Origin of the sequence: Paenibacillus sanfengchensis (assembly GCF_036864765.1) — a bacterium.
Lineage (GTDB): Bacteria > Bacillota > Bacilli > Paenibacillales > Paenibacillaceae > Fontibacillus > Fontibacillus sanfengchensis.
Genome location: NZ_JBAGJC010000005.1, coordinates 144,574 through 164,168, shown reverse-complemented (window position 1 = coordinate 164,168; position 19,595 = coordinate 144,574). Strand labels below are relative to the sequence as shown.

General features: G+C 51.1%; 20 protein-coding genes and 1 tRNA gene. 14 read left to right on the top strand and 7 right to left on the bottom strand.

All coding sequences use genetic code 11. The annotated features are described in order from the left end of the window. The first annotated feature begins 214 nt into the window (after window positions 1-214). From V4U84_RS12675 to V4U84_RS12655, 5 genes are read left to right on the top strand one after another with little or no spacing between them, the layout of a single operon-like run. Window positions 215-475, top strand: a complete 261-nt coding sequence (locus V4U84_RS12675; RefSeq protein WP_334072065.1) for a spore gernimation protein GerQ — start codon at window positions 215-217, stop codon at window positions 473-475. Next, window positions 472-882: a spore coat protein gene (locus tag V4U84_RS12670; RefSeq protein WP_416367241.1), complete on the top strand. Its 411-nt coding sequence runs from the start codon at window positions 472-474 to the stop codon at window positions 880-882. The genes V4U84_RS12675 and V4U84_RS12670 overlap by 4 nt, the downstream gene beginning before the upstream one ends. Next, on the top strand, window positions 879-2,015 hold the full coding sequence (locus V4U84_RS12665) for a zinc-dependent alcohol dehydrogenase (RefSeq protein ID WP_334077276.1): 1,137 nt from the start codon (window positions 879-881) through the stop codon (window positions 2,013-2,015). The genes V4U84_RS12670 and V4U84_RS12665 overlap by 4 nt, the downstream gene beginning before the upstream one ends. Before the next feature lie 24 nt (window positions 2,016-2,039). Beyond that, window positions 2,040-2,234, top strand: coding sequence for a hypothetical protein (locus V4U84_RS12660; RefSeq protein ID WP_334077275.1), 195 nt, complete (start codon window positions 2,040-2,042; stop codon window positions 2,232-2,234). A 13-nt stretch (window positions 2,235-2,247) separates the two neighbouring features. Beyond that, complete coding sequence (locus V4U84_RS12655) at window positions 2,248-2,550, top strand: spore coat protein (RefSeq protein WP_334077274.1); 303 nt, start codon at window positions 2,248-2,250, stop codon at window positions 2,548-2,550. Between the two features lie 63 nt (window positions 2,551-2,613). Here V4U84_RS12655 and V4U84_RS12650 read toward each other — a convergent pair whose 3' ends face one another. Continuing rightward, window positions 2,614-3,468 carry a manganese catalase family protein gene (locus V4U84_RS12650; RefSeq protein ID WP_334071849.1) on the bottom strand — a complete coding sequence of 285 codons (855 nt, stop codon included), beginning with the start codon at window positions 3,466-3,468 and terminating at the stop codon, window positions 2,614-2,616. Between the two features lie 209 nt (window positions 3,469-3,677). Here V4U84_RS12650 and V4U84_RS12645 point away from each other — a divergent pair, with 209 nt between their 5' ends. After that, the gene (locus tag V4U84_RS12645) at window positions 3,678-3,971 is read left to right on the top strand and encodes a WGxxGxxG family protein (protein ID WP_334071848.1); all 294 of its coding nucleotides are present in this window, start codon (window positions 3,678-3,680) and stop codon (window positions 3,969-3,971) included. A gap of 104 nt (window positions 3,972-4,075) precedes the next feature. On the opposite strand, the gene V4U84_RS12640 is transcribed toward V4U84_RS12645, so the two are convergent. From V4U84_RS12640 to V4U84_RS12630, 3 genes are all read right to left on the bottom strand, one after another. Beyond that, window positions 4,076-4,161: transfer RNA gene (locus tag V4U84_RS12640), tRNA-Leu, on the bottom strand. A 121-nt stretch (window positions 4,162-4,282) separates the two neighbouring features. Beyond that, window positions 4,283-5,965 (bottom strand): sensor histidine kinase, encoded by a 1,683-nt coding sequence (locus V4U84_RS12635; RefSeq protein ID WP_334077273.1) that lies wholly within the window; start codon window positions 5,963-5,965, stop codon window positions 4,283-4,285. Window positions 5,966-5,989: 24 nt separating this feature from the next. Then, the gene (locus tag V4U84_RS12630; protein ID WP_334071846.1) at window positions 5,990-7,510 is read right to left on the bottom strand and encodes a response regulator; all 1,521 of its coding nucleotides are present in this window, start codon (window positions 7,508-7,510) and stop codon (window positions 5,990-5,992) included. 224 nt (window positions 7,511-7,734) lie between these two features. Here V4U84_RS12630 and V4U84_RS12625 point away from each other — a divergent pair, with 224 nt between their 5' ends. From V4U84_RS12625 to V4U84_RS12595, 7 genes are all read left to right on the top strand, one after another. Further along, complete coding sequence (locus V4U84_RS12625) at window positions 7,735-9,444, top strand: extracellular solute-binding protein (protein WP_334071845.1); 1,710 nt, start codon at window positions 7,735-7,737, stop codon at window positions 9,442-9,444. A gap of 21 nt (window positions 9,445-9,465) precedes the next feature. Next, window positions 9,466-10,356 carry an ABC transporter permease gene (locus V4U84_RS12620; RefSeq protein ID WP_334071844.1) on the top strand — a complete coding sequence of 297 codons (891 nt, stop codon included), beginning with the start codon at window positions 9,466-9,468 and terminating at the stop codon, window positions 10,354-10,356. An 8-nt stretch (window positions 10,357-10,364) separates the two neighbouring features. Continuing rightward, window positions 10,365-11,252 carry a carbohydrate ABC transporter permease gene (locus V4U84_RS12615; RefSeq protein WP_416367240.1) on the top strand — a complete coding sequence of 296 codons (888 nt, stop codon included), beginning with the start codon at window positions 10,365-10,367 and terminating at the stop codon, window positions 11,250-11,252. Window positions 11,253-11,687: 435 nt separating this feature from the next. Next, window positions 11,688-13,877, top strand: a complete 2,190-nt coding sequence (locus tag V4U84_RS12610) for an Ig-like domain-containing protein (protein ID WP_334071843.1) — start codon at window positions 11,688-11,690, stop codon at window positions 13,875-13,877. 139 nt (window positions 13,878-14,016) lie between these two features. Beyond that, window positions 14,017-14,922 carry a ComEC/Rec2 family competence protein gene (locus tag V4U84_RS12605; RefSeq protein WP_334071842.1) on the top strand — a complete coding sequence of 302 codons (906 nt, stop codon included), beginning with the start codon at window positions 14,017-14,019 and terminating at the stop codon, window positions 14,920-14,922. Between the two features lie 8 nt (window positions 14,923-14,930). Beyond that, window positions 14,931-15,143, top strand: coding sequence for a DUF3006 domain-containing protein (locus tag V4U84_RS12600; RefSeq protein WP_334071841.1), 213 nt, complete (start codon window positions 14,931-14,933; stop codon window positions 15,141-15,143). Window positions 15,144-15,180: 37 nt separating this feature from the next. Next, on the top strand, window positions 15,181-15,699 hold the full coding sequence (locus V4U84_RS12595; RefSeq protein ID WP_334071840.1) for a DinB family protein: 519 nt from the start codon (window positions 15,181-15,183) through the stop codon (window positions 15,697-15,699). Between the two features lie 103 nt (window positions 15,700-15,802). Here the strand turns inward: V4U84_RS12595 and manA are convergent, their stop codons facing one another. Both manA and V4U84_RS12585 read right to left on the bottom strand, forming a co-directional pair. Next, window positions 15,803-16,747, bottom strand: a complete 945-nt coding sequence (gene manA / locus V4U84_RS12590) for a mannose-6-phosphate isomerase, class I (protein ID WP_334071839.1) — start codon at window positions 16,745-16,747, stop codon at window positions 15,803-15,805. Between the two features lie 24 nt (window positions 16,748-16,771). Further along, entirely contained in the window at window positions 16,772-17,695 is a 924-nt protein-coding gene (locus V4U84_RS12585) for an ROK family protein (protein ID WP_334071838.1), read from the bottom strand. Window positions 17,696-17,807: 112 nt separating this feature from the next. Between V4U84_RS12585 and V4U84_RS12580 the strand changes: the two genes are divergently transcribed. Continuing rightward, window positions 17,808-18,836, top strand: a complete 1,029-nt coding sequence (locus V4U84_RS12580; protein WP_334071836.1) for a LacI family DNA-binding transcriptional regulator — start codon at window positions 17,808-17,810, stop codon at window positions 18,834-18,836. A gap of 90 nt (window positions 18,837-18,926) precedes the next feature. On the opposite strand, the gene V4U84_RS12575 is transcribed toward V4U84_RS12580, so the two are convergent. Beyond that, window positions 18,927-19,544 carry a superoxide dismutase gene (locus V4U84_RS12575; RefSeq protein WP_334071835.1) on the bottom strand — a complete coding sequence of 206 codons (618 nt, stop codon included), beginning with the start codon at window positions 19,542-19,544 and terminating at the stop codon, window positions 18,927-18,929. Window positions 19,545-19,595: the final 51 nt, after the last annotated feature.

The window sequence follows — 19,595 nt, the reverse complement described above, 5'->3', positions numbered from 1 at the left end:
ATTGCCAAATGAAACTGCCGAGAAGGCAGTTTTTTTTATAGTTGAAACTCGTTATATAAGTTTTATATAGCATCTAACGTATCTCGGGAGCGAGCTGCCATAGGCATTTAAGCCGGCAACCCGCTCTTTTGCATATAAGAATAATCAAGGGGAAAGGTACAAATGATGACTGTAATCGATTGTTATGAAGCCATAGGAGATGATCGCGATGCCAATGGAAACCGGAAGACTTGGAGCTCACGAAGCATTGGAGGTTCACGAGATGCTGAATTTCAAGACACTCTGTGCGGCGAAATCGAAGCTGCTGCAAGGGCTTGTTTTCGACCAGGAGCTCAAGGATCTCATGGAAAAGGACGTGCAGCAATCGCTGCAGGACATTTCCAACCTGCAAATGCTGTATCAAAACGCTTCTTTTCAGACGGCGATCCCGGAATTCCGCCCCACCCCCATTTTGGATAAAGGTGACCTAAGATGAAAACAAACCCGATGAATTTACCCCCAATGGACACGCTGGACCCTATCAATGCATTGAATATGCCGGAAACATCAGATATGACACTGGCGATGGATTTTTTGATGCGGGCGAAGGAAGGGGTTCGCAACACGGCGGCCGCCCTTACGGAATCCGTCGTCCCGCAAACGCGGGTTTTGCTGCGGAGTCAGCTGCATCAAGCGATTCAGATGCACCAGGAAATCACGGAACTGATGGTGCGAAAAAAGTGGTTCCATCCCCATGATCTTCAGGAGCAGTATCAACTGGATCAACTTTCGGCGCACAAAACGGTACAAATCGCCCAAATGAAGCTGTATCCGGACGATACACGCCGTATCGGCATGTTTGATCGTACTCCGGATGAGCATAAGAAGGAGAGTCAAGCATGAAAGCCGTAACGTATCAAGGCTTGAAAAATGTGGTTGTAAAAGAAGTGCCCGACCCCAAGATCGAAAAGCCGGACGACATGATCGTGCGGATGACCACTACGGCAATCTGCGGCTCGGATCTTCATCTGCTCCATGGCATGATTCCCAATCTCGGTGAAGATTACATTATCGGACATGAGCCGATGGGCATTGTGGAAGAGGTGGGCCCGGATGTTACTCAATTGAAAAAAGGCGACAGGGTCGTAATCCCGTTCAATATCAGCTGTGGGGAATGTTTTTACTGTAAAAACCAATTGGAGAGCCAATGCGACAACTCCAATGAGAACGGGGAGATGGGCGCGTATTTCGGTTATTCCGGGAATACCGGCGGCTACCCGGGCGGACAAGCGGAATACCTGCGGGTCCCGTTCGCCAACTTTACGCATTTTAAAATTCCGGAAAGCTGTGAGCACCCGGATGAAAAGCTCTGCCTCATTGCGGACGTGATGACAACGGCTTATTGGAGTGTGGATAATGCCGGCGTAAAGGATGGGGACACTGTCATTGTTCTGGGCTGCGGCCCGGTAGGTTTGCTGGTCCAGAAAATCTGCTGGCTAAAAGGCGCAAAACGGGTGATTGTCGTCGATTATATCGATTACCGTCTTCGTCACGCCAAGAAGAATAATCATGTAGAGATCGTCAACGCCGGGGAACAGGATAATACCGGAGGCTATCTTAAGGAGCTTACCAAGGGGGGCGCCGACGTGGTCATTGATTGTACCGGAATGAGCGGAAAAATGACCCCGATGGAGTCCCTGGCTTCCGGATTGAAGCTCCACGGCGGCGCGATGGGGGGGATCATCATAGCTTCCCAAGCCGTCAGAAAAGGCGGGACGATTCAAATTACCGGCGTTTATGGCGGTCGGTATAACGCATTCCCGCTAGGGGATATTTTTCAACGGAATATCAATCTAAGGACAGGGCAAGCGCCGGTTATCCACTATATGCCCTATATGTATGAGTTGATCGACACGGGCAAAGTAGATCCGGGCGATATCATCACCCATGTCATCCCGCTAAGCGAGGCCAAGAGAGGCTATGAGATTTTTGATACGAAGGCGGACGATTGCATCAAAGTCATGTTGAAGCCTTGAGTTTGAATGGAGGGACACGAGAGAATGAGTTACGCGCTGCACGAAACACTGGAGGTTCATGAACTGGCCGCTTTCAAAACGGTTTGTATGACGAAATCGAAAACGATGCAAGGACTGGTGTCGGATGAAGAGCTGAAGCGGATTCTTCAGGAAGATGTCGCTGTCTCGACCAGGCAACTGCAGGAGCTGGAAGCGGTCCTTAAGCGGGCCGTACACTAAGGAGGAGTACGCATTGAACATCTTGTTGGAATACTTCACCGGAATGAAATCGCTGACGGATCAAATCATCGCGATGGACCTCCTGATCTCGGCCAAGAGTGGGGTCAGAAACTATGCGATGGCACTGACCGAAGCAGGGACATCGGAGGTCAAGGAGATGCTGAGCAAGCAGTTGGAGGAAGCCATCGATATGCATGAGCGTATTTCGTTGTACTTGATGGAACGAGGTTGGTACCATCCCTGGAACGTCGGCGAGCAAATCGGGCTCGATGTGCAGAATATCGAAACGGCTATGAAGGTGCCCAGCCTGGGCTAATTTCGTAAAAAAACACCGGCTTAACCGGAACTTCTCCGGTTTAAGCGGTGTTTTTGCCATCGATTAGGCATTCAGGTCATACAGGCCCGGACTGTGTTCGTTCGGCAATTCGGGCAGAATCGGAAGCGGATAGCCCTCCGGCGGGTTCGAGACCTCCAACGTTCCACCGTTTCGGCTAGGTGTCTGGCCGCTGAAAATTTCGCCGATCCGGGTCGGGTCGAGCCGGAAGTTGAACTGGGCGTTATGGAAACCCATATCGACGTATTTGCGGCACTCCGGATACTTGTTGATGTCATAGTTCGGCACGGGGAACAGCTTCCCCCAATTGACGCCGAGCGTCTCCAGCGCCTTGGCAAACGCGTTTTGGTGCGCATTGTCACGGACGATCAGAAAGGCCAGCGTTTCGCGGAACGTTTTGTTGGAGCTCATCTCGTAGATCCGGGATTTTTGCAGCACGCCGGTCGATTCCAGCACCAGGTTATCCAGCAGATCGCTGATCAGGTTCCCGTGGCTGTAAACATAGTTCCCGTTCCAGGGATTGCCTGCGGCATCGACCGGAAGCGAGCTTTGGGCCCCCATGATGAAATGATGCGGGTTGGCATGCCTGACCGCCTCATCCAGCGGAGCACCATCGGCTCCCGCGTTACCGGGCATCGGTTCGCCCGAGCCGGTTAGCAGTTGATTAATCGTGTGCTGGACCAGTTCGACGTGGCTGATCTCTTCCAGAAATACCCCGCGGATCAAATCGCGAAATTGCGTGGCGTTCCCGCGGAAGTTATTGCTTTGGAAGAAAAACTGCATCATCGTGCGCATTTCGCCGAAACGCCCCCCAAGCGTCTCCTGAATGACCTTGGCCGCCTCCGGGTCCGGTTTGTCCGGTACGATAATGTTAATTAAATCCTCTTTATAGAAATACATTCGGCACCTCCTCAAATTTACAGGGTCGACAGCGAAACTGAAGCTTCCATAGTTTGCTTCTTTCTCTAGGACTTATGCGAAAAATACTTTTGACCATATTGCCCTGCCTATCGTTTCTTTATCATCAATGCCTACCATCTTTGCATAAAGGGGGCGGTTTCCGGGAAACTTACGAAACGTAGCTACTATAACCCAGGAGGTGCATCCTTTTGAAAAAGAGCTTGAAAACCTTGCTCGTAACCGCGTTGATTTCCAGCGCGTTCGCTTTGCCTGCTTCGGCTTACGGTACAACAGGCAGCGGTGCCGGCGGTATGACCGGAACCGGCGGGGGCAATATGACCGACAATACGACGGGCAATTATTCGACAAGAGGCAATTACTCGACGAATAATGTCCGGGCCAATGCCGCCAATGACAACGATGGCGTGGATTGGGGCTGGCTCGGTCTGCTCGGCCTGCTTGGCTTGGCAGGTATGCGCAGAAGAGAAACCGACCGCCGCTAATCCGTTTGGAGCATCCGGCAGAAAAGGTCTCCTTGGAGGCCTTTTTTTGCTGGCACAAAAAAAGAGCACCTCAATTAAGAGGAGCTCTTCGTCACTTCAAATAATGCCGAGGACCGGGCTCGAACCGGTACGGTAGTCACCTACCGCAGGATTTTAAGTCCTGTGCGTCTGCCAATTCCGCCACCCCGGCAGGGAAATGCGGGAAAAATCCCGTAGATATGATTATATACGCCTTTGCCTGGAGATTCAACCCCTTTTTTATTCGTAGTGGAGCCTGGCCTCCTGGTCCGCTTAATTTTCTCCGCTATGTTTCATAACGGAATTTTCAGGGTAACTTGCGTTCCTTCGCCGACCACACTATGGATGGTCAGTCCGTACGGTTCACCGTACATGAGAACCGCCCGATCATGGACATTTTTAAGACCGTAACCTTTGGATGGAGATTGAAGTAAATGAACCAGCCGTTCGGACTCCACTCCAATCCCGTTGTCAGTCACCTGAAATACAATGCTCTGTTCTTCTTTACTGACCGAGAGAGAGAGCGTCCCGTCACCGTCTCCACGATTTTCGATACCGTGTATGATGGCATTTTCGACTAAAGGCTGGAGCATCAAATTGGGCATACGGCAAGAAAGCAGGGACTCCTCAATCCGGTACTCCACTTTGAAATTGTGGCTGTGCATGATTAACTGAATATGAATATAAGATTGCACATTCCGTATTTCGTCCGAAACCGTGATCAGATTCTGTCCTTTATTAAGGGTGGTCCGATAAAAAGTCGATAAGAGCTGTGCCATCTCACTAATATCCGTCGCGTGGATCCGCAGTGCCCTCCAATTGATGATCGAGAGGGAGTTGTACAGGAAATGAGGGTTGATCTGCGCCTGTAGAGCCTTCATCTCGGCTTCCTTGCGAGCGATTTCCCCCACATACATGGTATCGATCAGGTTTTTGGTATTATCTACCATATTTCCAAATCCGCGGATCAAATCGCCAATCTCATCTTTGGAATCGCTGGAGAAGACTTTAATGTCCAAATTGCCTTCGCCGATCAGCTTCATGCTTTTGTGCAGACGGTGAATCGGCAACATAATCCTCCGGGAAAAGAGCGTGCCCGCCACAACAACGGCCGCGATACAGGCCGTAATCATGAACAGAACAATCAAGGCAATCCACCATGCGGACTTTGTAATCAGACGGGTCGGCTTATATAAATAGACGTTCCATCCCGCAAGCGGGACAGCGGAAGACAACACGGTGTAGTCCCCTTCATTCCGAGGCAACGCCATGCCGACCGGAATGTTCGGATTCGCTCCTTTTGAGGAATAAACGGTGTTTCCGCTGGAGTCCGTTACGATAATTTCGGCGCCATGGGCTTGAAGGGGCTCGAAATTTTTAAATAGCTGATCGTAGTTAACCCGGGCAAACAGAATGTTGTTTTTGGGATTTCTATGTTTCGTGCTGAGGATTCTGCGGGCGCAGTACAGGTTGTTCTCCCGGGCAAACCAGAGAACATCCACTGATTTTATCACCTTCGGGTACCAGGATGTCCGGCTAATTTCCTCAATCGGAATGACGGTGTTTCCGTGTTGGGGCAAATTGCTCCCTGTATACAGCGTGATTTGCTCCACTCCGGGATTCAAGTAACGGGCGGTATAGAAGTTTTGATCGATGACATGGGTCAATTGATCATACATTTCGTATTCGCTGGTATAAGTGTTGTTGGCGGCATTTGTAATCTCTTGATTGAAGCTTAAAAAGTTCATTAGTTTATTGTAAACATCCAATTGATTGTTCACGGCCGACACAATTTGCGTTAAGGAGGCGTTCAGATCGGCTTTGGATTGCTGGACCAAGAGTGACCTGGTTGCGGCGAAACAGAAACTTCCGAGCATGATGACGGGAATCATACTCACTAGTAAAAAAGAGAGCAATATTTTGGTTTGAAATCGGAAATCGCCGATTCTTCGTTTAAAAGTCCGCCATATCCGCATGCTATTTCTCTCCCCGACCTGACATCACCCATGATTCGACTGGCGGAATTTCTCGGGGGTTTGCCCGAAAAAATCCCTGAAATTTTGGCAAAAGTAAGAGACGTTTTGGAATCCCACTTGATAGCAGATGTCCGATACTTTTAGATGGGACTGCAGCAGCAAGTCTTTCGCTATTTTCATCCGCACATGTTTTATATACTTGTTTAATCCGTATCCCGTATGTTTCTTAAACATCGAACTTAAATAATGGGGAGACAGATGGACTCTTGCCGCAAGAAGTTCCAGACTCAAATCCTCACCATAGTGCTCCTCGATGTATTGCTTTACAAAGGCAATATCTCGATGTAAAAATTCCGAACAGATGTATTGTTGTTCAAGACGAGCAATGGCCTCGAATAGGATCACTTTGATCTCCTTTAACTCGTCCGCTTTGTACAGTTTTTCGATTTCCCGGCTTAACTCCGTTTCGGGGATAGGCGCGGAAGAAGTCATAATGTCCTGATACAGCGAGCTAAACATGTACTTGACATACAACTTCGAGAGTTGGAGCTGTTTCGCATATTTTTGGTAAAGTAATTCCGTGTTGGCTCTGACACCAAAAAAATCCCTGTCCGTCAAATCCCGGCGGATTTGGTTCAATAAATCATGATCCGAGAGTTCGGGCAGCCGATCATCGGAAACATAGAAATCAGTCTTGGCATCAAACACGAAATAATCCGGCGAGAAGAAGCGGTACTCCATCAGTTGGTCTAACTGAATCAAACAGGCCGACAACTCCGATAAATGGATGACTTCGTCATGAATAGCGAGATAGCAGCTCACTTTATATTTCTTCTGTACGCTGTCTCGGATATGTATGCCCAATTCCAGCAAGGAATTGAAGGATCGGGAGGGGAGCCGGGAAAACAGCAGCAAACTTTGACAATCATTCAGATTTAAGTAATCGCTACTTCCCTCTAATAAAGTCAGGATAAATTGCTCGAAATTCGGCTCGGCATCTTCGAAGAAGTTCTTCTCGAATTCCATCAAGATCGCTCCCTGATAATATGCGGGCAAATCGAGCGCAACTCCCTTCATGGAGGAGGGCATTCCCAAGCCGTTAACCAGATTAAACAGCATATGCTTCTTGACGTAGCTTTGCTTGGTTTGCGAAGCGATCTGAAGCTGTGCTCGGTGCGTTAACTCGTCGATTACTTTTTGCAAGGAACTTTGAAATGCTTCCACATGAATCGGCTTGAGGAGATATTCGGAAACGCCAAGGGAGATGGCCGTTTTCGCATACTCAAATTCGGCGAATCCGCTGAACAGAATAACTTTCAAACCCGATTGCAGGCTTAAGGCCTGTTTGGTCAGCTGCAGTCCGTCCATTAGCGGCATTCTCACGTCCGTAAAGAGGATATCCACCGGCTTTTTCTCCAAATAGGCGAGCGCCGCTCGTCCGTTTTCCGCCGTCTCGACCTGGAGGGGAAAACCCAATTCATGAATGAGAAATTCGATGCCTTCCCGTTCTTCACGCTGGTCATCTACCACTAAGATGCTTAACATTTCGTCCGTCCTTTCCGGCGCATGATTCCACACGCAGAATTTCATTTTGATTGTAACATGATTTGCACCGACTTCATGCGGCAATTCGGCAAGTTGCTTAAAGTGAGTTATATATTTGCATAAAACGCAATTTATTTGCGTTTACGGTGTTGTGACGGGAGTTCTACAATAAGGGCAAGCAAGTTACATGGATTTGTTCTTTGAATTGAAGGGGGTATTAAGTAATGAGATCGAAGAAGTCCGCTTCCATTTTGTTGACAGCGCTTTTATCCATTTCCCTCACCGCCTGTCAAAGCTCCAATTCCGCCGGTACGGCCAAAGAGTCTGCGGCCAATTTGAATGATCCGGCATGGAAGAAAGCCATGATGACACCGTATGAGCCCTATCCCGAAACTGTGTTCTACACGGTTGGACAAACAGCAACCAGCTATACGTCGCTTGCGGGGACCGTCTATGAGAAGGACACCGCGACCGACAATGTGTGGACGAGGTATTTTAAAAAGAAACTCAACGTGCAGAATGAGGTTGCTTTTGAAGCGAATGACGGGACGGATTACGTTCAAAAGGTTTCGATGGCCATTGCCGGGGGAACGATTCCCGACATTATGGTGGTACCCGACCAGGCCACCTTGAAACAGCTGTACGAGAACGGTCTGATTGCGGATTTGACGGATGCCTATAACAATTGTGCCAGCGACCGGATCAAGGAGATTTATGATTCCTATGGAGGCCGTGTGCTGGAGAGCGCCAAGTTTGACGGCAAACTCATGGCCCTGCCGACTACCGAAATTTCACACGGTCCGGGCGTGCTGTGGTTGCGTAAAGACTGGATGGATAAATTGGGCCTCTCCGAGCCCAAAACAATGGAGGATGTCGAGCATATTCTTACCCAGTTTCTCGAAAAGGACCCCGGCGGTAATGGAGCCGGAAAGACGGTCGGCCTGGTGGTCGATAACGAAAATGTCGCCGGCATCTCCGGTGGGCCCTATGAATTGAACAATATTTTTGCGCTGTATGACGCCTATCCGAAACAGTGGATCGAGGACGGCAGCGGCAAGGCGGTATACGGTTCCGTACAGCCCGAAATGAAACCGGCACTGGCCAAAGTGGCGGAGCTATACAAAAGGGGTTTGATTGACCGGCAATTTGCCGTACGGACACCCGACGACCGAAAAGCGCTGCTAACGAGCGGAAAAAGCGGTTCGTTCCTGGATAACTGGTGGGGAAGCTGGACGGTGGCCGACACGCTTAAACTGAACCCGGATGCGAATTGGGTTTCCTATGTGGCTCCCCAGTCGGAAGATGGCTCGGTTACGATGTTTACCGGCAATCCTTCGAGCAGTTACCTCGTGGTTCGGAAGGGGTTCAAGCATCCCGAAGCTGCGGTGAAGATGGCCAGCCTTCAGTTCGATTATCAGCGTTATCTGGAGAAGGACCCCGCTGTTTTGGAGGAGTTCGAGGACTACAGCAGCAACAATATCGGAGGCTCACCGCTAGCCATGAACATCGACTACTATGATGCGTTTTACCGGAATGTGGGAATTTTTGAGGAAGCGCTCAAGACGGGGGACAGCAGCAAATTAGTCAGCAACCTCGATCAGAACGCCTATCGCTCTTACAAAAAGTATCTGGACAGTGTGAAAAACGGAGAGAAACCGGACCCGATTGCCTGGGCCGGCTATACTTCGAGCATCCTCACCGCCAACCTGGTCAAAAATTCAAAGGTGAAGGAGATCAACCCGGTCTTTTTTGGAACAACCCCGTCCATGGCCTTGAAGTGGCCGACACTTACGAAAATGGAGCTTGAAATGTACCTGAAGATTATTACCGGGGAGCAGACCCCTGACGCATTCGATAGTTTTGTGAGCAGTTGGGCAAAAACCGGCGGGGATACGATTACCCAAGAAGTCAACGAAGCGCTCGCCTCCAAATGATGCTGAAAGAGATGATTATTGATGAGGAACAAAAAAGACCAAACGGCATTTCACCTTATGCTCGCACCGAGTATGGTATTCTTGCTGATTTTCTCTTTCCTTCCGATGTTCGGCATCGTCATGGCTTTCCAGAATTATATCCCGGCTAAAGGGATCGGCGGTTCACCTTGGGTGGGGCTCGATAATTTCAAGTTTATGTTTCAAATTCCCGACAGCAAGCAAATCCTAAACAACACCATAATCATCGCCGTTTGGAAAATTGTTGTGGGCACCCTGGTTTCGATTGTATTCGCCTTATTGCTAAATGAAATTCGGGTGCGATTCGCCAAGAAGTTTATGCAGACCGTGGTTTACTTGCCTAATTTTCTCTCCTGGGCCGTATTGGCCACCGTAGTGATGAACATTTTTTCGTATGAAGGGCCGGTTAACGCCGTATTGGAATGGCTCGGGCTGGATCCGGTTTTGTTTATGGCCAGCAATCACTGGTTTAGGCCGATGTTGGTGCTTACCGATGTGTGGAAAGGGTTTGGATATGGGTCCATCATCTATCTGGCCTCGTTGACGGCGATTGATCCAGGACTTTATGAGGCATCCTCCATCGACGGAGCCAATCGTTTTCAACAACTGTGGCATGTGACCTTACCCGGTTTGATGCCTACCATATTGCTGGTTACGACTTTAAATTTGCCCAATGTACTCAATGCCGGGTTCGACCAGATTTTCAATCTCTATAATCCCCTGGTTTACGAAACTTCCGACATCATCGACACTTATGTATACCGGGTAGGCTTGGTGGAGAGACAATACAGCTTGGGCACAGCGATCGGGCTCTTGCGCTCCGTTGTCGGTATCGTTCTCATTCTATCCGCCAATAAACTGGCTCAGAAACTTACAGATTACCGAATTTTCTAAACTGGGAGGTGTGTTCCATTTACGGGCATTCCCTAAAAAGCCGACTGTCGGACATCCTGATTTGGATCGTACTGTTAACATTCACTTTGTCCTGTCTGATCCCTTTACTGAACCTCGTTGCCATTTCGTTCAGTGACAATGCGGCGGTTTCCGCCAACCTGGTTAGTATTTTTCCGGTTCAGCCAACGTTCAGTTCCTATGAGAAACTATTGTCGGACAGCCAGTTTTGGCGCTCTTTTATGATTTCGGTAGAGCGGGTTGTCCTCGGTTTGATCGTTAATATGAGCCTGATGATTCTGGCCGCGTATCCGTTATCCAAAAGTTCAAGACAATTCCGGACACAGAAGGTGTACATGAATATTGTGATTGTCGCCATGCTGTTCTCCGGGGGGTTAATTCCAACCTTTATGGTAGTCAAAGGGCTCTACCTCCTGGATACCATCTGGTCACTGATTCTGCCAGGGGCCGTGGCGGTCGGGAATGTCATTCTATTGATGAACGCGTTCCGGGCGGTGCCCTCATCTTTGGAGGAAGCCGCAACCATCGACGGGGCTTCGCAGTGGAGAATTCTGTCCACCATATACGTTCCCGTGGTGCTGCCTACCATTGCCACAGTCACGTTGTTCACGATTGTCGGGCATTGGAATGATTACTTCGGCGCTCTGGTGTATATCAATAAAACGTCAAACTATCCGTTGCAGACGTATATCCAGCAGCTCAGCGTAGAAGCGCAAAATATAACCGATCCGCAAAAGCTGATCGAATACGCGAAAATTTCCAACAGAACTCTAAATGCTGCCAAAATCGTTGTCTCGACATTACCGCTGCTCTTAATTTACCCTTTTATGCAAAAGTATTTTGTGACGGGAATTATAGTGGGTTCTCTTAAAGAGTAAATCAAAGTCACCCGAAACCACTATCTCTTCTACTAATGGCCACAACCGGATATGCTTTCGTCAACTATCCGGTATTATGACGGGGGCTGACACTTATATAAATCGCAAGCTGGCGAGCTACCGCCAAGCTTGCGATTTTTTTCTGCGGACAGCGGGAGAGGAGAATGGTAAAATGATGAAGGAATGTGAAGTTTGTCGTAATTTGGAAGGGAGGATTATTCGGAAGCGTTCTGACGAAGGAGTACTTTTCCTAAGGAATGCAGGCGTGGAGCGGAAATATGGCCCACCGTATGGACGAGGAAAGTTATTTCTGAATAGGACAAAGGTCGCGTTTTATGGAAAAAAGGTTACTAAAATTATCCTATTATCCGATATAAAACGTGTAGGCCTGGATAGAAAGGTCCAGATGAAGATGCAATTAAAGGAGAGAAACGAATGACTGTAAACAGGAAATTTACAGGTTGGCTTCTGATGCTGACGCTGCTCTTTGCGACGGTGTTTCCGAATAGCGCAATCGCAGCCAGCGGCGATGTCGTTGCCATCGACATCGAAGGCTCGGGAACGACGGTCGAGTTGACCGTGGGCAAGACGAAACAACTGAAGGTATGGGGAACTGTCGAAGGCTCCTCCGTAAAACGGGATTTGACGAATGCCGTAACCTGGACCTCCAGCGACAGTGGGACGATCAAAGTAACCAACGGTTTTCTTACGGCGCTGAAATCCGGTGCGGTTACGATTCGGGCCGACTATAACTCCGCAACTTCTTCGATCGAAGTGAAGGCGAAGGATTCTTACAAAGAATTGGCGCTGGAGTACCCTAACCAGGGCAAATTCAAGCTTGGCGACGGTGCCGATCTGGCCGTGAAAGCCTTTGCGCAAATCGAAGGCTCCGGGGGAGCGACCAAGGATGTCACGCAGGAAGCGGATTGGTCTTCCTCGAACAGTCAAGTCCTGACGGTCGAGAAAGGGAAAATCACCCTGATCGGTGAAGGTAAGGCTACCGTCACAGCGAAGTACAACGGGCTTACCGCCGACTTCAAAGCCGAGGTTGGATCGCTTTACTCGCAATTGAAGCTGAGCCAAAACGACATTGAGATGGTCGTGGGGGACAGCGAGGTTGCATTGAAAGCCGAAACGACCGTAGCCAGCGATCAGTCCTCGTCGGACGTGACGGACAAGGTAACCTGGACGTCTTCGGATACGTCGGTGGCAACCGTGGAAGGCGGCAAATTGAAAGTCGTTTCCGTCGGCAAAACGACCATTACGGCGGAATATCTCGGTATGAAGGCGCAGGCTAACGTATACGTTCGTACGCCTTTTGAAGCGATTAAGCTGACGCCGTCCGGGGACCAAATCCTGTTTATCGGCGAAAGGCTGCAGGCGATTGCCGAGATGAGAAGCAGCGCCAATACGACGGAAGATGTGACTTCCAAAGCGACCTGGACGTCTTCCGATCTGATGAACGCCACCGTTTCCGGCGGATTGATTACCGCGAAAGCCCAAGGGAGCGCGAACATTAAAGTAAGCCATTTGGGCATCAACAAAACATTGAAGGTTAAGGTTTATCCGACGATCACAAAAATGACGGCGGCGAAATCGGAGCTCGAGCTGTTTAAAGGCGAGTCCGCCAGTCTGCCGAAAGTAACCGGCCTCAAGCTGGATGACGAAGAGCTGGACATCAGCCAGGAATTGACCTGGACTTCGAGCAACGAAGATGTAGCCAAAATCGAAGACGGCAAAGTGGTTGCCAAAGGAAAAGGGACCGCCACGCTTAAAGCCGAGCTTCCTAAGCTGGGTGACGGCTCCGCTTCTCCGATTCGCAGCGCATCCGTAACGGTTACATTGACAGTAAAGGAAAAAGTACTCGCTTTGGTATCGGACGTCGAAACGCTTAATGTTATCGTCGGGGAAGAGACCCCGCTGCCGCATTTAAGCGCGGTGTGGGAAGATGGAGAAGAGGCGGCAGTCACTGACGCGATCGAATGGAGCGTAACCGGTTCGAACGCGGTTATCAAATCGGGTTCCGCAGGGAAATCCATTAAAGGATTGGCCAAAGGCAGCGCCACCCTCAAAGGCACGTACTCCAATAAAACGATCAGCATTCCTGTGAAGATGGAACAGAAGATTGTAAAAGTCTTGGTTGAGCCGACAAATATCGAGCTGAATATCAAGAAGTCGAAATCCATTAAAGTAACCGGTTTTTATAAAGACGGCAAAAAGGTGAACTTGTCCAGCAAAATGGACTGGGAATCGGAAAATAGTAAAGTAGCCATGGTTTCCGGATCCTCCGTTAAAACGGTCGCCGAAGGAACCACTACTGTAAAAGGTTCTTATCAAGGTTTTAACGTAAGTGTTAAGGTTAGCGTCATTCCTAAGCTGCTGAAGCTGACGGTAGACGAGAAGAGCCTGAAGCTGGCTCCGGGATCCGGTAAAACGGTAGTATTGACGGCGGAATACGATAACGGAAACAGTTCTGTAGTGACCGGCAGCGCCACCTGGAAGAGCTCCAAGCCTTCCGTGGCCAAGGTGACGGCGGGCAAAATCGAAGCCGTAGGCAAAGGCAGCGCTACGATTAAAGGCGTATACGGCGGAAAAACCGTTTCGATCCGGGTTTCGGTCAAATAGGACTCATAACAAATTTGAAAAAACCAAGCAATGCCGGCAGCTTGCCTTCAAGGTTTGAAGGCGGGCTGCTTTTTTACTTGGCTCTGGGAGACAGGGCAGCCCTGTGCTATATTAAATAAAGAAGAGGAATATATCAGCGATGAACAGACACCATTTGGAGAACATTTCAAAAGTATGGACCGGGTGGCTGCTACTCTGTTTTCTTATTGCAGGCTGCAGTATCCAAGTAGGTGAAGGACCCGTTCAAGGGAAGGCCACTTCCCCGCCATCGGCGGCAACGAAGACGGACGGACAACTGCGTGTCATCTTCCTCGACGTCGGCCAAGGCGCGTCTCAGCTGCTGATCGGGCCGTCGGGGCGGACGATGCTGATCGACGCCGGGGACAACAGCGAGGAGCAGCGGATGTTGGATTACTTGCGGGAATACGGCGTTGAACGAATCGATATCGTGGTGGGAACGCATCCGGACGCGGATCATATCGGCGGGCTGGATGCCGTCATCGGTCACCATAAAGTCGGGGCCGTCTATATGCCAAAAATTCAAGCCAATACCAAAACCTTCGAGTCGCTGCTGGAGTCGATTCGCGAGCGGGGGCTTAAAGTCAAGACGGCCAAAGCCGGCTTGCGGCTGGACTGGGACGACCAGGTGGATGTCCGTCTGATCGGTCCGGTGGAACAAAGCGACGACAGCAACAACATGAGCGCGGTGATGAAGGTGACCTTTGGCGAAACTTCGTTTTTGTTGACGGGCGATGCCGAGCGTGAAAGCGAGAAGGCGATGCTGGCCTCGGGCGCAGATGTACAAGCTGATGTCCTGCTCGTCGGACACCATGGCTCCACCTCGTCCACATCGCTTTCTTTTTTGCGGAAAGTATCCCCGAAATATGCCGTTATTCAGGTTGGGGAGAACAGCTACGGTCATCCCAAAAAAGAGATTCTGGATCGCCTAAGGAAGCAAAACGTCCAGGTCTATCGAAATGACCGGCAGGGCACGATTGAAACCGTGTCGGACGGTCAAGGGATCCGGATCACGACGGAGAGGTGAGTGAAAGGTTGACGGGAATCGTGGAAGGGTTTGAGGAAGGGGATTGTCTGTTGGAGATTGACGGGAAAGTGGCAGCGGTCCCGCGGGAACTCATGGACCCGGACGTGCGGGCCGGGGATGTTGTCCTTTGGAACGGTGAACGTTGGAGGACCGACCGGAACCTGACGGAAGAGCGTACCCGCAAAATCCGGGAATTGATGAATGAAGTATGGGAAGATTGAAAGATTGACTTCGAGGACGAAAGGGAGAGATGGGAAGATGCTGGGAAAACCGCAGGCCGGGGAGTTTGCCGATCATTTCACGCCGTATATTGAATTAGTGCCGGAAGGAGATTTGTTGTCCCTGTTGGAAAAACAGGTGGAGGAGGTGATCGCCCTCCTAGGTCCCATTACAGAGGAGCAGGCCCACTACCGGTACGCCGAGGGGAAATGGAGCCTGAAGGAAGTTCTGGGGCATGTAGCGGATACGGAACGCGTGATGAGCTATCGCCTGCTCCGGATTGCCCGTGGAGACACGACGCCGCTGCCGGGGTTCGACGAATCCCTGTTCGCGAGCCACGCCAATGCGGACGCGCGGTCCGTGAATGAGCTGCTTCAAGACTTCGCGGCCGTACGAATCGCCACGGTGTCGCTGATGCGCCAACTCGATGACACCGCCTGGCAGCGCCTCGGGGTGTTCAGCAACCATCCGGGATCGGCACGGGCTCTTGGCTACATTATCGCGGGCCATGCCATTCATCACCTGAATATCGTGAAAGAGCGGTATCTGAAGCTGTAAATATCGGAACGAACTAAATTTCGCATAAAAAAAGCGCGAATGCCGGGAGGGTAAGAACTCCACGGTCACTCGCGCTTTTGATTTATAGGGGATCCAAGCCAAGCTATTCGTGCGAAATGATAAACGTCAGATTCCCCTCGAGCTCAAACGGGCCGAACCCGGCCGATAGAATAAAATGATCTCCTTTTGCGAGAGGATACGCCTGATCCGGAGTCCGCAGCAGGCCGCTTCCGTCGATGACACTGCAAAGCGTATATTTTTGCCGAGCGGCTAGTTGCGCTTTGCCCGATACCTCCCATTTTTCGACGGTAAAGAAGGAATTGGATACAAAGCTGGTCACAGTAATGCCGGCCTCTTCCTTGCTGCTGTACGAGACCGGTTCATAGGCTTGCGGAATGGTGGTGACATCGATCGCTTTCTCCAAATGCAGTTCCCGAAGGTTGCCGTCCTTGTCCCTACGGTCATAATCATATACCCGGTATGTCGTATCGGAGCTTTGCTGGGTTTCAAGAACGACGATGCCTTTGCCAAGCGCATGAATCGTTCCGCTCGGGACATAGAAGAAATCGCCGCGCTTCACGGGCACCCGGGTTAAAAGATCGTCCCAACGGCCGTCTTCGATCATTTGCACCAATTGTTCCCGGCTCTTCGCTTCGTGTCCGTAAATAATGACGGAGCCCGGTTCGGCATCGACGATATACCAGCATTCGGTCTTGCCCAGCTCGCCGTTTTCGTGCTCACCGGCATAGGCGTCATCCGGATGCACCTGAACGGACAGATCGTCGGAAGCGTCGAGAAGTTTGGTAAGCAGCGGGAACACGGGGGAGTTGGAGCGGAAAAGTTCGGTATGCGAGCTCCACAGATCCCCAAGTTTCATCCCTTGGTAAGGTCCGTTTTTGACAATGCTTTGGCCATTGGGGTGCGCGGATACCGCCCAGCATTCGCCGGTGCGATCGCTCGGAATGTCATAGCCGAACAATTGCTTCAGCTTGGTGCCTCCCCAAATGCGTTCCTGAAATACGGGTTCCAAAAAAATAGGTTGATTCATGTTGTCTGGTCCTCCTTAGAATTTTTACTTATAAGCTACATGTACTAGCGCGGCCGCCCCGATCAGGCCGGCATCTTGATGCAAGGCGGCGGAAACGATCGGGGTTTGTCGGCCCGATGGATTCAGCGCGTGCCCCGATACGTATTCCTTAACGGCGTCGAAAAGAGGTGCTCCGACCTGGGAGACGCCTCCGCCGATCACGAGCAGTTCGGGATCGAGCGTGTTGATCAGGGTGACGCAGCCGATCCCGATATAGCGGAACACTTGATTGACCAGCGCCGTCACCCGGGCATCCGCACCGGACGCGGCCAGGTCGAAAGCCTCCTTGGAGGTGACGGGGCGGCCGAGCAGTTCGCTGGCCTGGCGGGCAACGGCGGTGCCGGAGGCGATATACTCCCAGCAGCCCCGCTGGCCGCATACGCAAGTTCCGGCCGCGGGATCGATGACGAAATGCCCGACGTCACCCGCGTTGCCGGTAGCCCCGGTTAACAACTTGCCGTGGCTGTAAATGCCGGCGCCAATGCCGGTGCTGATCGTGATGAAAACGAAATGATCGGCCTGTTTCGCGGCACCCTGCCATTTTTCCGCCAGGGCGGCTGCCGTCGCGTCGTTTTCAAAGGCGATATCCAGGTCGGGAAAATGACGCCGGAACGACTGGACGACGGGAAAGCCCCACCACCCCGGCATGTTCGGCGGTTCTACGATCTGGCCAAGCCGGGTGTTCAGGGGACCGGGCGCCCCGATACCGATCCCGAGCAGCTCGGCCGGATCGATCCCTGCCTTCGCGGTCAGCTCCCGAATCGCCGAGGCGATCCGATCGACCATTTCCGATGGCGAGACCGCATGGTCCGTGGGGAGCGAGTGCTTCAGCAGAATGCTTCCCACGTCATCGACGAGGCCGATGGCCGTCTTGGTCCCGCCGATATCTATACCAACAGCGTATTTCAAGTGTTCTACCTCCATTATTCCGTGATTCACAACTTGACAAACTTGACAATACAAAAATATGTAAAGTATAGTTAGGCTTAGTTTAGCATGTTTCGGAGGGAATGAAAAGGACATGGGGCGTAAAAAGAAGGTGTCTATGCAGGATATCGCGGACCGGCTGCAAATTTCCAAAAATGCGGTATCACTCGCCTTACTGAATAAGAAAGGGGTTAGCGAGGAGATGCGCAGCAGGGTACTTCGGACGGCGAAAGAGCTGGGGTACGGACCGTTTGCGCTAAAGCCGCCGGACAGCAACAACATTCTTGTATTAGTGCCGGAGCGGATTATGAGCTACCAGGATAACGATCATTTTCAGTTTTTCCATGACCTTATTTGGGGGTTGGAAAAGAGTATCCGGAGCAAAGGGATGAACGCCGTCATCGCACCGATCGGCCGGGAGATGGAATCGCGGCTTCAGTTGCCGCAGCATTGTACGGATATCGCATATCAAGGCATCATTCTCTTCGGCATTGTGGACAAAGCTTACGCCAGGCTGGTATGGGAGCTTGACGCGCCGCTCGTCATGCTGGATTCGTATCACCGTGAACTTCCATGTCCGGTGGTATGTTCCGCCAATATCGCCGGGGCGGCGGAGGCGGTTTCCGTGCTGATTCGGGCGGGACACAGAGATATCGGGTTTATCGGGCCGACGAACCTGACCACCAGTCACGAGGAGAGATGGTTCGGCTATTGGAAAGCGATGCAGGACCAAGGTCTGCGGATCGAGGAGCGGTTTATTTTGACGACATCGCGGAGCTTCGATTGTACGGAGCAGGAAATCGACCGTTTTTTGCAGGGGTTGTCATGTTGGCCGAGCGCGTTTTTTTGCGGAAACGACCGAATTGCCTACCTGTTGGCCCAACAGCTTCAAAACCGGGGGTTGTGGGTTCCTTCCGACGTATCCATCGTGGGGTTTGACGATCTGAACTATGAGGGGGGACTGAAGGGGAGACTGACAACCATGCGCGTGGAAAAAGAAAGGATGTGCGATGCCGCCGCCCAGCTCCTGTTGTCCTTGCCGGGGGGCTGCCGGGAGGCTGTGCGTGTGGAAATCCCGGCTACCCTGGTTCAGCGCGATTCGGTCCGTGTTATCGAACCGTAGGTCGGGAGCCGTGGCTGCAAATAATCGAAAAAAATGGCCGGACCGCCGAATCAGGCGGGTCCAGCCATTTTTTTATAAGTACCGTCTTTATTACTTGCTAACTACAGCTTCGTAACGTTTCTCTACTTCAGACCAGTTGATCACGTTGAAGAAGGCCGCGATGTAATCCGGACGTTTGTTCTGGTATTTCAGGTAGTAAGCATGCTCCCATACGTCCAAGCCAAGGATTGGCGTTTTGCCTTCCATCAGCGGGGAATCCTGGTTCGGCAAGCTGTATACGGACAATTTGCCGCTTGCGTCTACCGCGAGGAAAGCCCAGCCGCTGCCGAAACGAGTCGTAGCCGCTTTGGCGAAGTCCTCTTTGAATTTGTCAAAGCCGCCGAGCTCGCTGCTGATCGCGTCAGCCAGCTTGCCGGAGGGTTGGCCGCCGCCGTTCGGGCCGATCGTTTCCCAGAAGAGGGAATGGTTCGCATGTCCGCCGCCGTTGTTGCGAACTGCCGTACGGATGCTTTCAGGTACGCTGTCCAGGTCGGAAATCAGTTCTTCAACGGATTTCGAGGCCAGTTCAGGCGCGGATTCCAAAGCTGCGTTCAGGTTCGTAACATAAGTATTATGGTGACGGTCATGGTGGATCATCATGGTTTGCTCATCGATATGCGGCTCCAAAGCGTTGTTGGCGTAAGGAAGTGCTGGTAATTGATGTGCCATTTTTATCATCCTCTCCTTAAATTATGTAATACTATTTTGAACACTATTTAT

What these genes read in the sequence shown, in the direction of transcription:
- V4U84_RS12580 (WP_334071836.1), top strand. Translation starts at nt 17,808, where the DNA reads ATGGGGCGTAAAAAGAAGGTGTCTATGCAGGATATCGCGGACCGGCTG.
- V4U84_RS12670 (WP_416367241.1), top strand. Translation starts at nt 472, where the DNA reads ATGAAAACAAACCCGATGAATTTACCCCCAATGGACACGCTGGACCCT.
- V4U84_RS12665 (WP_334077276.1), top strand. Translation starts at nt 879, where the DNA reads ATGAAAGCCGTAACGTATCAAGGCTTGAAAAATGTGGTTGTAAAAGAA.
- manA (WP_334071839.1), bottom strand. Translation starts at nt 16,747, where the DNA reads ATGAATCAACCTATTTTTTTGGAACCCGTATTTCAGGAACGCATTTGG.
- V4U84_RS12575 (WP_334071835.1), bottom strand. Translation starts at nt 19,544, where the DNA reads ATGGCACATCAATTACCAGCACTTCCTTACGCCAACAACGCTTTGGAG.
- V4U84_RS12675 (WP_334072065.1), top strand. Translation starts at nt 215, where the DNA reads ATGGAAACCGGAAGACTTGGAGCTCACGAAGCATTGGAGGTTCACGAG.
- V4U84_RS12650 (WP_334071849.1), bottom strand. Translation starts at nt 3,468, where the DNA reads ATGTATTTCTATAAAGAGGATTTAATTAACATTATCGTACCGGACAAA.
- V4U84_RS12635 (WP_334077273.1), bottom strand. Translation starts at nt 5,965, where the DNA reads ATGCGGATATGGCGGACTTTTAAACGAAGAATCGGCGATTTCCGATTT.
- V4U84_RS12605 (WP_334071842.1), top strand. Translation starts at nt 14,017, where the DNA reads ATGAACAGACACCATTTGGAGAACATTTCAAAAGTATGGACCGGGTGG.
- V4U84_RS12630 (WP_334071846.1), bottom strand. Translation starts at nt 7,510, where the DNA reads ATGTTAAGCATCTTAGTGGTAGATGACCAGCGTGAAGAACGGGAAGGC.
- V4U84_RS12625 (WP_334071845.1), top strand. Translation starts at nt 7,735, where the DNA reads ATGAGATCGAAGAAGTCCGCTTCCATTTTGTTGACAGCGCTTTTATCC.
- V4U84_RS12595 (WP_334071840.1), top strand. Translation starts at nt 15,181, where the DNA reads ATGCTGGGAAAACCGCAGGCCGGGGAGTTTGCCGATCATTTCACGCCG.
- V4U84_RS12610 (WP_334071843.1), top strand. Translation starts at nt 11,688, where the DNA reads ATGACTGTAAACAGGAAATTTACAGGTTGGCTTCTGATGCTGACGCTG.
- V4U84_RS12620 (WP_334071844.1), top strand. Translation starts at nt 9,466, where the DNA reads ATGAGGAACAAAAAAGACCAAACGGCATTTCACCTTATGCTCGCACCG.
- V4U84_RS12660 (WP_334077275.1), top strand. Translation starts at nt 2,040, where the DNA reads ATGAGTTACGCGCTGCACGAAACACTGGAGGTTCATGAACTGGCCGCT.